Origin of the sequence: Arthrobacter sp. MAHUQ-56 (assembly GCF_019710585.1) — a bacterium.
In the GTDB taxonomy this organism is placed as follows: domain Bacteria; phylum Actinomycetota; class Actinomycetes; order Actinomycetales; family Micrococcaceae; genus Arthrobacter.
The window spans coordinates 204,804-218,863 of record NZ_JAIFZQ010000026.1; the positions used below are offsets into that span (position 1 = coordinate 204,804).

General features: G+C 66.5%; 9 protein-coding genes and 1 tRNA gene. 9 read left to right on the plus strand and 1 reads right to left on the minus strand.

All coding sequences use genetic code 11. The features are described 5' to 3' along the window. Nucleotides 1-101: 101 nt before the first annotated feature. From K4G53_RS20940 to pyk, 8 genes are all read left to right on the plus strand, one after another. Nucleotides 102-389 (plus strand): HGxxPAAW family protein, encoded by a 288-nt coding sequence (locus tag K4G53_RS20940; RefSeq protein WP_221387605.1) that lies wholly within the window; start codon nucleotides 102-104, stop codon nucleotides 387-389. Beyond that, the gene (gene trpC, locus K4G53_RS20945; RefSeq protein ID WP_221387606.1) at nucleotides 389-1,210 is read left to right on the plus strand and encodes an indole-3-glycerol phosphate synthase TrpC; all 822 of its coding nucleotides are present in this window, start codon (nucleotides 389-391) and stop codon (nucleotides 1,208-1,210) included. The genes K4G53_RS20940 and trpC overlap by 1 nt, the downstream gene beginning before the upstream one ends. Nucleotides 1,211-1,289: 79 nt before the next feature. After that, nucleotides 1,290-2,609 (plus strand): tryptophan synthase subunit beta, encoded by a 1,320-nt coding sequence (trpB, locus tag K4G53_RS20950; protein WP_221387607.1) that lies wholly within the window; start codon nucleotides 1,290-1,292, stop codon nucleotides 2,607-2,609. A 20-nt stretch (nucleotides 2,610-2,629) separates the two neighbouring features. Next, nucleotides 2,630-3,469, plus strand: a complete 840-nt coding sequence (gene trpA, locus K4G53_RS20955) for a tryptophan synthase subunit alpha (protein WP_221387658.1) — start codon at nucleotides 2,630-2,632, stop codon at nucleotides 3,467-3,469. 3 nt (nucleotides 3,470-3,472) lie between these two features. Then, nucleotides 3,473-4,627 carry a prolipoprotein diacylglyceryl transferase gene (lgt, locus tag K4G53_RS20960; protein ID WP_221387608.1) on the plus strand — a complete coding sequence of 385 codons (1,155 nt, stop codon included), beginning with the start codon at nucleotides 3,473-3,475 and terminating at the stop codon, nucleotides 4,625-4,627. Between the two features lie 264 nt (nucleotides 4,628-4,891). Further along, entirely contained in the window at nucleotides 4,892-9,505 is a 4,614-nt protein-coding gene (gene gltB / locus K4G53_RS20965) for a glutamate synthase large subunit (protein WP_221387609.1), read from the plus strand. Then, nucleotides 9,498-10,955: a glutamate synthase subunit beta gene (locus K4G53_RS20970; RefSeq protein WP_221387610.1), complete on the plus strand. Its 1,458-nt coding sequence runs from the start codon at nucleotides 9,498-9,500 to the stop codon at nucleotides 10,953-10,955. Before gltB ends, K4G53_RS20970 begins: the two co-directional genes overlap by 8 nt. Nucleotides 10,956-11,019: 64 nt before the next feature. After that, on the plus strand, nucleotides 11,020-12,510 hold the full coding sequence (gene pyk / locus K4G53_RS20975; RefSeq protein WP_221387611.1) for a pyruvate kinase: 1,491 nt from the start codon (nucleotides 11,020-11,022) through the stop codon (nucleotides 12,508-12,510). Between the two features lie 130 nt (nucleotides 12,511-12,640). Here pyk and K4G53_RS20980 read toward each other — a convergent pair whose 3' ends face one another. Continuing rightward, nucleotides 12,641-13,246: an ANTAR domain-containing response regulator gene (locus tag K4G53_RS20980; RefSeq protein ID WP_131134321.1), complete on the minus strand. Its 606-nt coding sequence runs from the start codon at nucleotides 13,244-13,246 to the stop codon at nucleotides 12,641-12,643. Between the two features lie 204 nt (nucleotides 13,247-13,450). Between K4G53_RS20980 and K4G53_RS20985 the strand changes: the two genes are divergently transcribed. Beyond that, a tRNA-Leu gene (locus K4G53_RS20985) sits at nucleotides 13,451-13,532 on the plus strand. The last annotated feature ends 528 nt before the right edge of the window (nucleotides 13,533-14,060 follow it).

The window sequence follows — 14,060 nt, forward strand, 5'->3', positions numbered from 1 at the left end:
AACCGCGCACCCTCCGGCGGTCCGGGCAGATGCCCGCGGTACGCGGACGGCGCCCAAAAAATGGCAGAATGTAAGCAGTATCCATCCTGAGGAGATTTTCCATGAGCAAAGCACCTGCGTCCGTTTCCAAGTCCGGCACCCGCACGGTTGCCCCCGGCGCCATCGACCACAGCCAGGAACTCGGCCACGGCAACAGCCCCGCAGCCTGGACCTGCGTCATCGTCATGCTCATCGGCGCACTCATCGCAGCCATCGCGTTCGTGATCGCCAGCACCCCCATCTTCATCGCCGGTGCCGCCGTCATGGTCCTGGGCCTGATCCTCGGATACGTCATGCGCAAGGCAGGCTACGGCGTCGAAGGCAGCAAGCTGAAGAACTCCGGCCACTGATGGCGACTGTTCTCGACGACATCAACGCCGGTGTCCGGGAGGATATGGAGGCCAGGAAGCGGCACGTTTCGCTGGCTGAGCTGAAGGACCGGGCACAGGCCGCCGCCCCTGCGCGCGACGCCTGGGCCGCCCTCGGCGGGACCTCCCCAACCCGGGAACAGCTGAAAGTCATCGCGGAGATCAAGCGCCGCAGCCCCTCCAAGGGGGATCTGGCCAGCATCGGCGACCCCGCCTCGCTTGCCAGGCAGTATGCCGACGGCGGTGCCGCCGTCATCAGCGTCCTCACCGAACAGCGCCGCTTCAACGGCTCGCTGGCCGACCTTGACGCGGTGCGTGCCGCCGTCGACGTCCCGCTGCTGCGCAAGGACTTCACCCTTGACGAGTACCAGATCTGGGAAGCCCGCGCCCATGGCGCAGACCTGGTCCTGCTGATCGTCGCGGCACTCTCGGACGGGCAGCTGAACGAGTTCTCCGCCCTGAGCCGGGAACTCGGCATGAACGTGCTCGTGGAGACGCACACCGAAGAGGAAATCGAGCGGGCGGTGGCCGCCCAGGCGCGCATCATCGGCGTCAACGTGCGGAACCTGAAGACGCTCGACGTCGACCGTTCAGTCTTTGCCTCGCTGGCGGGTCTGATTCCGGCCGGGTCGCTCGTGGTTGCCGAATCCGGCGTCAGGGACGCCGACGACGTCACGCACTACGCCGCCAGCGGCGCCAACGCAATACTGGTGGGCGAAGCCCTGGTGAGCCACGCGACGCCGCGGGAGCGGATCGCCGAGTTCACCGCCGCCGGCGCCGCCGCCATCGCCGCACGCGGCTGAGGCTCGCGGCGCGGGAAACCCGTCCGGCCCCGGCCGGACTGCACACTTTTGACCACTTACTCTCGAACAGGATGGACTGATGGCTGACGCACCTTCAGGAAACGCTGACAACAACACCGCGGAAGCCTTCCTGCAGGGCGGTTCCCTCCGCCACGCCCCGGGGCCGTACTTCGGCAACTACGGCGGACGCTGGATGCCCGAATCCCTGATCGCCGCCCTGGACGAGCTTGAGGAAACCTTCAACAAGGCCAAGGACGATCCTGAGTTCCGTGCGCAGATCGATGACCTGAACAAGAACTACTCGGGCCGGCCCTCCCTGCTGACCGAAGCCAAGCGCTTTTCCCAGCATGCCGGAGGCGTGCGGGTGTTCCTCAAGCGCGAGGACCTCAACCACACGGGATCCCACAAGATCAACAACGTCCTGGGCCAGGCGCTGCTCGCCAAGCGCATGGGCAAGACCCGGGTCATTGCCGAGACCGGCGCCGGCCAGCACGGCGTGGCCAGTGCCACCGCGGCCGCCCTGATGGGCCTCGAATGCGTGGTCTACATGGGTGCCGAGGACTGCCGCCGGCAGGCGCTGAACGTCGCCCGGATGGAGCTGCTGGGCGCCAAGGTCATCCCCGTCACCAGCGGGTCCCAGACCCTCAAGGACGCCATTAACGAGGCCCTGCGGGACTGGGTGGCCAACGTCGGCAACACCCACTACCTGCTGGGCACCGCCGCCGGCGCGCACCCCTTCCCGGCCATGGTCCGCTACTTCCACGAGGTCATCGGCGAGGAAGCCCGCGCCCAGATCCTGGAGCAGGAAGGACGCCTCCCGGACGCGGTCTGCGCCTGCATCGGCGGCGGCTCCAACGCCATCGGCATCTTCCACGGCTTCCTGGACGACCCCTCCGTCAGGATCTACGGCTTCGAGGCCGGCGGCGACGGTGTGGAGACCGGCCGGCACGCTGCCACCATCACCCTCGGCAAGCCCGGTGTGCTGCACGGCGCACGTTCCTACCTGATGCAGGACGACGACGGGCAGACCATCGAGTCGCACTCCATCTCCGCAGGCCTGGACTATCCGGGCGTTGGGCCCGAGCACTCCTACCTGTCCGACATCGGGCGGGTCAGCTACGAGCCGATCACCGACAGCGAGGCGATGGACGCCTTCCGGCTGCTGTGCCGCACCGAGGGCATCATCCCCGCGATCGAGTCCTCGCACGCACTTGCCGGGGCCATCAAGGTGGGCCAGCGGCTTGCGGCCGAGGACCCTGCGACAGCTTCGGAAAAGATCGTCATCGTCAACCTGTCCGGCCGCGGCGACAAGGACGTAGCCACCGCTGCGGAATGGTTCGACCTGCTGGACAAGGATTCCGCCGAATCGGAAATCGGCAAAGAGGGGGAGCAGCTGTGAGCACCGCAGGAATGGACAACATGGCACAGACGGCCGGCAAGGCCCAGATGACCAGCAAGTCGGCGGCAGCCATCGACAAGGCCCGGTCCCAGGGCCGCGCTGCCCTGATCGGCTACCTTCCGGCTGGTTACCCGAGCGTTGAGGAGACCATCGCGGCCGGCATCGCCCTCGCCGAAAACGGTGCGGACCTGATCGAAATCGGCATCCCCTACTCGGACCCCGTCATGGACGGCCAGGTTATCCAGGCCGCCACCACCGAGGCGCTGGCCAAGGGTTTCCACGTCAAGCAGGTCTTCGACGTCGTAGCCGGCATCACCAGCAAGACCGACGCCGCCGTCCTGGTGATGACCTACTGGAACCCGGTGGTCCGCATGGGCGTGGATGAGTTCTCCCGCAGGCTTGCCGAAGCCGGGGGAGCCGGGCTCATCACCCCAGACCTCATCCCGGACGAGGCCGCCGAATGGATGGAAGCGTCGGATAAGTACGGCCTTGACCGGGTGTTCCTGGTTGCGCCGTCCTCCACAACGGAGCGCATGCAGCGGACCGTGGACGCCAGCCGCGGCTTCGTGTACGCGGTTTCCATCATGGGCGTCACCGGTGCCCGCACGAGCGTCAGCTCGGCCGCCAAGGACGTGGTGGCCGCTGCCCACGCCGCCGGCGCGGAACGCGTCTGCGTCGGGCTCGGCGTCTCCAACGCCGACCAGGTCCGGGAGATCGCCGCCTACGCGGAAGGCGTCATTGTGGGCACTGCCCTGGTGGCGGCCGTGCGCGACGGGGGAGTGGACGCCGTCGCCGCACTGACCAAGGACCTCAGCACTGGCCTCGCCCGGGAATCGGCCCAGGCCAAGGACGGGGCGTAACCCATGCAGACCCTCCTTCAGGCAGCTGTCTTGGTGCCGGCGAGCATCCCCAGCCCGGACTGGTCCGGCTTCGACATCCCCCTGCCGTGGGGCAGCCTGCGCATCCACGCGTACGCGCTGTGCATCCTGGCCGGGATTGTTCTGGGCCTCTGGCTGACTTCCGTCCGCTGGGCCAAGCGCGGTGCGCCTGAGGGAAGCGTCTGGGACATCGTCATTTGGGCCATCCCCTTCGGCATCATCGGGGGCCGGCTGTACCACGTGGTGTCCTCGCCGGACGCCTACTTCGGGCCTGGTTTCGATGGCACCGGCGACCTCTCGCTGATCCCGCAGATCCAACGCGGCGGACTGGGCATCTGGGGCGCCGTCGTCCTCGGTGCCGTCGGTGCCTGGATCGGTTGCCGCCGCAGCGGCGTCAAGCTCAGCGCGTTCGTCGACGCCGCCGCGCCCGGGCTGTTGCTGGCACAGGCCGTGGGCCGCTGGGGCAACTGGTTCAACCAGGAGCTCTTCGGCGGGCCCACAACCCTTCCCTGGGGCCTGCAGATCGACCCCAACAACGCGAACTTTCCCGCAGGGATGCCCGCCGACACCCTGTTCCACCCCACTTTCCTCTACGAATCCCTGTGGAACCTGGCGGGCGTGCTGATCCTGCTTGCGCTCGACAGGCGGTTCCATTTCCGCCGCAGCAGGCTCTTCTGGCTCTACGCCATGTACTACACGCTGGGCCGGGTCTGGATCGAAGCACTGCGCATCGACGACGCCGAGCAGATCAACCTGCTCGGCATCACCACCCGCCTCAACGTCTGGACCAGCATCTTCGTCTTCCTTGCCGCCCTCGCCGCGTTCATCCTCCTGGGACTGAAGGGCCGCCCGGAACCGGACACGGTGTACCTGGCCGGCCACGGACCGGAAACGGCCGCGGCAGCCGGTGCCGATGCCCGCACGGAAGATGACGTCCGTTCTCCGGACCCCGTTGTCTCAGATAGTGATTCGCGTGATAATCTCCCTGATAACCAAAGCGGTTCCCGGCATGCTTCCGACCCCACGGAAAATGCCGAGGCGGCACCGGCCGGCTCCAAGCCTGGAACGGGTGCAACGGCTTCCGGAACTTCCGGCAGCACAGCCACAGGATCCGCGTCGGAGGCTGGCCCCGGTAAGTAGGGAGCCGGCCACGCAGGGCAGCAGAGCCACCGCTCGAAGGGCCCGAAACCACAACGTCGTGGCATGGGGCACCGTCCGGAAGGCATAGAGCTGCTGTCCGGTGTTGCCCAGGGCAGGAGCCTGCGTAACCGTTAGTTCGGCAGGCTGCGCTGACCTACAATTTCCAGTAAGTAACACTTTGTTGTGCCCAATGTGAGCGGCGCCCGACGAGTGGGGCCAATGGTGTCCCTTCCATACGCACGATCAGGAGGAAGGACGTCTCCCATGACCCAAACTCTTCACACTCCCAGCTGGTCCGAACCGGATCAGCCTGAGACTGCATTGTCGCCGTTCAAGCGCTTCGCGGCCTTGCCGGAGGCTGCCGGGCTGTACAACCCGGAGCAGGAGAAGGACGCCTGCGGCCTGGCGATCATCGCCACCCTGCGCGGCGAACCCGGGTACGACATCGTCGACGCCGCACTAACCGCGCTGCGCAACCTTGAGCACCGCGGCGCCGTGGGCGCCGACGAGGGAACGGGCGACGGCGCCGGCCTCCTCATGCAGATCCCGGACGAGTTCTTCCGCGCTGTCACCGAATTCGAGCTGCCCGCTCCCGGCCAGTACGTGGCCGGCACCGCGTTCCTCCCCGCCGAGCAGCGCGAAGCCGACGCTGCGAAGGCCGGCATCGAGGGCCTGGCGGCAGACGAGGGCCTGAAGGTCCTCGGCTGGCGTGAGGTGCCCGTCGTTGCCGACCTCGTTGGTGCCATGGCGCGTGCCTGCATGCCGTACTTCTCCCAGCCCTTCCTGGCATCCGCCAACGGCGAGGAACTGGACCGCAACGAACTGGACTCCCGCGCCTGGCGTATCCGGAAGCGCGCCCAGAACAAGTACGGCGTCTACTTCCCGTCGCTGTCCTCCCGGACCATCGTCTACAAGGGCATGCTCACCACCGCCCAGCTGGAGCCGTTCTACCCGGACCTCTCGGACAAGCGGTTCAAGACCAAGCTGGCGATCGTCCACTCGCGCTTCTCCACCAACACCTTCCCGTCCTGGCCGCTGGCGCAGCCGTTCCGGACCATCGCCCACAACGGTGAGATCAACACCGTCAAGGGCAACCGGAACTGGATGCGTGCCCGCCAGTCCCAGCTGGCGAACCCGCTGCTGGGTGACTCGCCGGAAGAGCTGTACCCCATCTGCACCCCCGGTGCATCGGACTCCGCGTCCTTCGACGAGGTTGCCGAACTCCTCTGGCTGTCCGGCCGCCCCATCACGCACTCGATCATGATGATGATCCCCGAGGCCTGGGAAAACCACGCCACGATGGACCCTGCACGGCGTGCGTTCTACGAGTACCACTCGCTGCTGATGGAACCCTGGGACGGTCCTGCGGCCGTATCGTTCACCGACGGCAACCTCGTGGGTGCCACCCTTGACCGCAACGGCCTGCGCCCGGGCCGGTTCTGGATCACCGAGGACGGCCTCATTGTGTTCGCCTCCGAGGTGGGCGTCATCGACGTCGAACCCTCCAAGGTGGTCAAGAAGGGCCGCGTGTCCCCGGGCAAGATGTTCCTGGTGGACACCGAGGCCGGCCGCATCATCGACGACGAAGAGGTCAAGGCCGAAGTCGCCGCGGCCAACCCGTGGGCCGAGTGGGTCAAGGACAACCTGATCGACCTCAACGACCTGCCCGAACGTGAGCACGTGGTCCACACCGCCGCGTCCGTCAACATCCGCCAGCGGACCTTCGGCTACACCACCGAGGAACTGAAGATCCTGCTCGGCCCGATGGCCCGCACCGGTGCCGAGCCGCTCGGCGCCATGGGCTCCGATACCCCGGTGGCCGTGCTGTCCAAGCGCCCGCGCCTGCTCTTCGACTACTTCGTGCAGTCCTTCGCGCAGGTCACCAACCCGCCGCTGGACGCCATCCGCGAAGAGCTGGTCACGTCGCTGACCTGCGCCATCGGACCCAACGGCAACCTGCTGGACACCAAGCAGGTCCGCCAGCCCCAGGTCCAGCTGCCGTTCCCGGTGATCAACAACGACCAGCTCGCCAAGATCGCCAACATCGAGGACGCCGACGGCAACCGCGTGGCCATGAAGGTCCGCGGCCTGTACCGCCCCGAAGGCGGCGAGAACGCCCTGCGCGCCCGGCTCACGGAGATCTGCGAGCAGGTTTCCGGTGCCATCAACCGCGGCGTGCAGTACATCGTGCTGTCCGACCGCGACTCGAACGCCCAGTGGGCGCCCATCCCGTCGCTGCTGCTGGTCAGCGCCGTGCACCACCACCTGCTGCGCAGCGCCAACCGCACCAAGACCGCCCTGGTGGTCGAGGCCGGCGACGTCCGCGAGACACACCACGTGGCGGTCCTGATCGGCTACGGCGCGTCCGCCGTCAACCCGTACCTGGCCATGGAGTCCGTGGAACAGCTCATCGCTGCCGGCGACGTCACGGGCGTCACCCCGCAGGATGGCGTCTACAACCTGATCAAGGGCCTCGGCAAGGGTGTCCTGAAGATCATGTCCAAGATGGGCATCTCCACGGTTGCCTCCTACACCGGTGCGCAGACCTTCGAAGCTCTGGGCCTGGGCCAGGAACTGGTGGACGAATTCTTCGCCGGCACCCACTCCCAGCTGGGCGGCGTGGGCCTTGACGTGATCGCGGCCGAGGTCTCGGCACGCCACCAGATGGCCTACCCCGAGGGCGGCATCGAGCAGCCGCACCGCCCCCTGCTGGGCGGGGGCGAGTACCAGTGGCGCCGCGACGGCGAGCCGCACCTGTTCAACCCGGAGACCGTCTTCCGGCTGCAGCACGCCACGCGTGAGCGCCGCTACGACATCTTCAAGGCCTACACCAAGGGCGTGGACGACCAGTCCACCAACCTGATGACCCTTCGCGGCCTGCTGAAGTTCAAGAACGAGCGCCCCTCCGTGCCCCTTGAGGAAGTGGAGCCCGTCTCCAGCATCGTCAAGCGGTTCTCCACCGGCGCGATGAGCTACGGCTCCATTTCGCAGGAGGCCCACGAGACGCTGGCCATCGCCATGAACCAGTTGGGCGGCAAATCCAACACCGGCGAAGGCGGCGAGGACGTCGAGCGCCTGCTCGACCCCAAGCGCCGCTCAGCCGTGAAGCAGATCGCGTCCGGTCGCTTCGGTGTGACCAGCCTGTACCTGACCAACGCCGACGACATCCAGATCAAGATGGCGCAGGGTGCCAAGCCCGGCGAAGGCGGCCAGCTGATGGCGCAGAAGGTCTACCCGTGGGTTGCCCGCACGCGGCACTCGACCCCCGGCGTCGGACTCATCTCCCCGCCCCCGCACCACGACATCTACTCCATCGAGGACCTCGCGCAGCTCATCTACGATGCCAAGCGCGCCAACCCCTCGGCACGGGTGCACGTGAAGCTTGTCTCGGAAGTCGGGATCGGCACCGTGGCGTCCGGCGTGACCAAGGCGAAGGCCGACGTCGTACTTGTCTCCGGACACGACGGCGGCACCGGCGCCTCGCCGCTGAACTCGCTCAAGCACGCCGGTGTTCCCTGGGAGCTCGGCCTGGCCGAGACGCAGCAGACGCTGATGCTCAACGGCCTGCGCGACCGCGTGGTGGTGCAGGTGGACGGCCAGCTCAAGACCGGCCGTGACGTGGTCATCGCCGCGCTGCTGGGCGGCGAGGAATTCGGCTTCGCCACCGCTCCGCTGGTGGTGGAAGGCTGCATCATGATGCGCGTCTGCCACCTGGACACCTGCCCTGTGGGTGTCGCCACCCAGAACCCTGAGCTGCGCGCCCGGTTCAGCGGCAAGCCGGAGTTCGTGGTCAACTTCTTCGAGTTCCTGGCCGAGGAAGTCCGCGAAATCCTTGCTGAGCTTGGCTTCCGCAGCCTTGAGGAGGCCATCGGCCACGCCGAGGTGCTGGACACCCGCGACGCCGTGGACCACTGGAAGGCCGACGGCCTGGACCTGGACCCGATCCTGCACGGCCTGGAGTTCGACGACGACGCGCCGCTGCGCAACATGACCGGCCAGAACCACGAGCTGGACAAGCACTTCGACCAGCGGCTGATCACCATGGCCACCGAAGCGCTGACGGACCGCAGCCCGGTGAAGATCACCGTGGACGTCATCAACACCGACCGTTCGGTGGGGACGATGCTGGGCCACGTGGTGACCAAGACCTTTGGTACCGACGTGCTCGCCACCGACACGATCGACGTCACCCTGAACGGCACCGCCGGCCAGTCCTTGGGCGCCTTCCTGCCCGCGGGTATCACGCTGCGGCTGTTCGGCGACTCGAACGACTACGTGGGCAAAGGCCTCTCCGGCGGCCGCATCATCGTCCGCCCGGACCGCACCAACGTCTTCAAGGCGGAGACCAACGTCATCGCCGGCAACGTGATCGGCTACGGCGCCACCAGCGGCGAGCTGTTCCTGCGCGGCCAGGTGGGGGAGCGGTTCCTGGTCCGGAACTCCGGTGCCACGGCCGTCGTCGAAGGCATCGGCGATCACGGCTGCGAGTACATGACCGGGGGCCAAACCCTGATCATCGGACGCACCGGGCGCAACTTCGGTGCCGGCATGTCCGGCGGCACCGCCTACGTCCTGGACCTGCGGACCACCCGCGTCAACAAGCAGGCCCTTGAGTCCGGCGAGCTGCAGCTCCGCGAGCTGGACGCCGAGGACCGCGACATCGTCCACGGCCTGCTGGTCAAGCACGTGGAAGAAACTGACTCCCAGCTGGCAGCCCGCCTCCTCGAGAACTTCGATGACACCGCTGCCCGCATCACCAAGGTGCTGCCGCGCGATTACGCGGCCGTGCTGCAAACCCGTCTCGACGCCATCGAAGAGGGCCTTGACCCCGACGGCGAAGAAGTATGGTCTCGAATCCTGGAGGTTACCGGTGGCTGATCCACGCGGATTTCTGAAAGTACGCCAGCGTGAAACCCAGCCGCGCCGTCCTGTTCCCGTCCGCATCATGGACTGGAAAGAGGTCTACGAGGCACAGGAAAAGGGCACGCTGAAGGCCCAGGCCGGGCGCTGCATGGACTGCGGCATCCCGTTCTGCCACCAGGGCTGCCCGCTGGGCAACCTCATTCCCGAGTGGAACGACCTCATGTGGCGGGACAAGGGCGACGAAGCGATCGAGCGCCTGCACGCCACCAACAACTTCCCGGAGTTCACCGGCCGGCTGTGCCCCGCGCCGTGTGAGGCCTCCTGCGTGCTGGGGATCAACCAGCCTGCGGTCACGATCAAGCAGGTGGAAGTCTCCATCATCGATGAGGCTTGGGACAACGGCTGGGTCAACCCGCTGCCGCCTGCCCGCCTGACGGGCAAGACGGTTGCCGTGGTTGGTTCCGGGCCTGCCGGCCTGGCGGTGGCCCAGCAGCTGACCCGCGTGGGCCACACCGTCGCGGTGTACGAGCGCGACGACAAGATCGGCGGCCTGCTGCGGTACGGCATCCCCGACTTCAAGATGGAAAAAGAGCAGGTTGACCGCCGTGTCGAGCAGATGAAGGCGGAAGGCACCCGCTTCCGGACCGGCGTTGCCGTGGGCACGGACGTCACCTGGGAGCAGCTGCGCCGGCGCTACGACGCCGTCGTGGTGTGCACCGGCGCCACCGTTCCGCGGGACCTGCCCATCCCGGGACGTGACCTGGACGGCGTCCACTTCGCCATGGACTACCTCGTGCCCGCCAACCGCGCGGTGGCGGGGGAAACGATCGAGAACCAGATCCACGCCCAGGGCAAGCACGTGGTGATCCTTGGTGGCGGCGACACTGGGGCCGACTGCCTCGGCACCGCCCACCGCCACGGCGCAGCGTCCGTCACCACCCTGGCCATCGGAAAGCAGCCGCCCGTGGAGCGCGCCAGCCACCAGCCGTGGCCGATGTTCCCCAACCTCTTCGAGGTAGCCAGCGCCCACGAGGAAGGTGGCGAACGCACCTACCTCGCCTCCACCGTGGAGTTCGTCGGTGAAAACGGCAAGCTGACCGGCGTAAAGGTAGCTGAGACCGAGTTCGTCGACGGCAAGCGCCTCCCGAAGGCCGGCACCGAGCGGATCATCCCCGCCGACCTGGTGTTCCTGTCGCTGGGCTTCACCGGAGCCGAGCCCGCGGGCATCACCGAGCAGGTGCACGCCGAATTCGATGGCCGCGGCAACGTTGCGCGCGACGGCTACTACATGACCAACACCGAAGGTGTCTTCGTGGCCGGCGACGCCGGCCGTGGGCAGTCCCTGATCGTGTGGGCCATCGCCGAGGGACGTGCCGCTGCGGCCGCCGTCGACAAGTACCTGATGGGGAGCACCATCCTGCCCGCGCCGGTGGCGCCGACGGACCGCGCCATCGCCGTCCTCTAGGGATGCACCGAGGGTTCACCTCTTCGACAACTTAACCAATGCAAGTGACCAATAGGGTAGGTATATGAGACGCGCAAAAATTGTGGCTACGTTTGGCCCGGCTATTGCCAGCTACGAAAACACCCTCGCGGTGCTCGAAGCCGGCGTCGACGTCGCCCGCATGAACATGAGCCACGGCGACTACACCGTGCATGACAACACCTACGAGAACGTCCGCAAGGCCGCGTCCGACCTTGGAAAGGCCGTCGCCATCATGGCGGACCTGCAGGGTCCCAAGATCCGCCTGGGCCGCTTCGTTGACGGGCCGCACGCCCTGGCCGTGGGTGACATCTTCACCATCACCACCGAGGACGTTCCCGGCACCCAGGAGATCTGCTCCACCACCCTGAAGAGCCTCACCGAGGACGTCAGAGTGGGGGACGCGCTGCTGATCGACGACGGCAAGGTGGCACTGCGCGCCATCGAGGTCGACGACGTCAAGGTCGTCGCCGAGGTGACCGTGGGCGGCATGGTGTCCAACAACAAGGGCATCAACCTTCCCGGAGTGGCCGTCAACGTTCCCGCGCTGAGCGAGAAGGATGAGGACGACCTCCGCTGGGCGATGCGCCGCGGCGTGGACCTGGTGGCGCTCTCGTTCGTCCGCGACGCCACCGACATCACCCGCGTGCACGAGATCATGGATGAAGAAGGCCGCCGCGTGCCGGTCATCGCCAAGATCGAAAAGCCCCAGGCAGTGGACCAGCTCCCCGAGATCATCGACGCGTTCGATGCCATCATGGTGGCCCGTGGCGACCTCGGCGTGGAGCTGCCGCTGGAGGAAGTGCCGATCGTCCAGAAGCGCGCCATCGAACTGGCCCGCCGCTGGGCCAAGCCGGTGATCGTCGCCACCCAGGTGCTTGAATCCATGATCGACAACCCGCGCCCGACGCGCGCGGAGGCCTCGGACTGCGCCAACGCTGTGCTCGATGGTGCTGACGCAGTCATGCTGTCCGGCGAGACCAGCGTGGGCAAGTACCCGATCGACACGGTCAAGACCATGGCCCGGATCATCGAGTCCACCGAGGTCCACGGCCTCGAGCGCGTCCCCCCGCTCGGGACGAAGCCCAAGACCCGTGGTGGCGCCATTACCCGTGCCGCCGTCGAAATCGCAGACCAGCTGGACGCCAAGTACATCTGTGCGTTCACCCAGTCCGGCGACTCCGCACGCCGCCTGTCCCGCCTGCGGCCCATCAAGCCGGTCTTCGCTTTCACCCCGGTGGAGCAGGTCTGGAACCAGCTGGCGCTGACCTGGGGCATCCAGCCGGTGCTGGTGCAGATGGTGGACCACACCGACGCCATGACCGCGCAGGTTGACCGCAGCCTCGAGGAAATGGGACTCGTTGAGGATGGCGACCTGGTGGTTATCGCCGCCGGTTCCCCTCCCGGAAAGGCCGGTTCCACCAACTCGCTGAAGGTGCACAAGGTGGGCGACCTCGCCGACTCCACGCGCGGCGGGGAAATCGGCAGCAACCGCGAAAAGCTCGGCCCCTGGCCGGAAAAGAAGAAGAAAGCCTAGCTTTCACCTACGAAAAGGACCCCTGCCGGCGGCAGGGGTCCTTTTTCGCTGTGGTGCTTTTCTGTCCGGTGACCTGACCGTGCGCGGCTGGGCCCGTCGTCGTAATCTTCCCGGGCCCAGCCAGCCGGCGCTAGTTGACCTGGTTGATGATGGTCTCGGCGACCTCGCGCATGCTGAGGCGGCGGTCCATGGAGGTCTTCTGGATCCAGCGGAAAGCTTCCGGTTCCGTCAGGCCCATCTTGGTGGTCAGCAGGCTCTTGGCGCGTTCCACCAGCTTGCGGGTGGCGAACTGCTCCTGGAGGTCGGAGACTTCGCTTTCCAGCGCCTTGATTTCCTCGTGGCGGGAGAGCGCGATCTCCAGTGCCGGGATCAGGTCCGCGGGCGTGAACGGCTTGACGACATAGGCCATGGCGCCGGCATCGCGGGCGCGCTCCACGAGTTCCTTCTGGCTGAAGGCGGTCAGCAGCACCACGGGGGCGATGCGGGCCTTGACGATCTTCTCGGCGGCGGAAATGCCGTCCATGACGGGCATCTTGACGTCCATCAGGACCAGGTCCGGCTTCAATTCCTCAGCCAGCTGGACGGCCTTCTCGCCGTTGTCCGCCTCGCCCACAACCTCATAACCCTCGCCCCGCAGGATTTCGATGATGTCGAGGCGGATGAGGGTTTCATCCTCTGCCACAATGACGCGGCGCGCCGGCTGGGACGTGGGCTTTGACTCCGTCTGTTCAGTCACGGGATCTCCTTGAAAAGGTACGGCGGGACATCACTATCTTAGGTGCCACCGCGGCTGTACTTGGCTTGCAGGGGTTCGGTTGCGGCGACGGCGGCGCGATTCTGGAATTCAGCCTATCTGCATGTAGAGTAATTCCGCGTACGTGAAGCGATCGCGTTGCTCACAGTCAGCTGTGGGCGTAGCGTTTTGCTCCATGTATTCCGCGCCCGAGTGGCGGAATTGGCAGACGCGCCGCACTCAAAATGCGGTATCGAAAGGTGTGTGGGTTCGAGTCCCACCTCGGGCACGGCGTATCCCCTCGTCAGGGGACGATTTTGCTTTGACGTGTTGACAAGGCTTCCGGTCGCGTCATTTGACGAGTTGGTCGTGGGCTGTAGCCTGGCCGCCGCGGTGGCCTGTTCAGGGGTGTGGGGTGGCGGGCTCAAGTCCCTGACTGGTGGGCCTTCCGCCTGTGGTGGGCTTGGTTTATGCGGTTCCTCGTAACGGTTGTCTCGGGTTGGTCTGGAGTGGCCAACACCTGTTCATGGTTCCGGGCTGGCGTTACAACATGACTTTCCGATTCTGGGTGCGACCCGTACTTGGACCCCGCCTCCCTGCCTAAACCGGACCTGGAGTGCGCCGTTTGTCCTGCCAAAGGGGGTGTGGACACTGTCAACACTTATGTCTGCTTTAAGGGCGTTCAGTGGCGGCTAGGAGCGGGAAGGTTTCAGGAGGGGCAAGTAGTGCTCTAGCTGCGCCGTGGGGAATGGCCCAGCGATGACCCAGACCATAAGCCGAACAGCGAACCACGTGGCTTCTGGTCGTCCGAAAATCG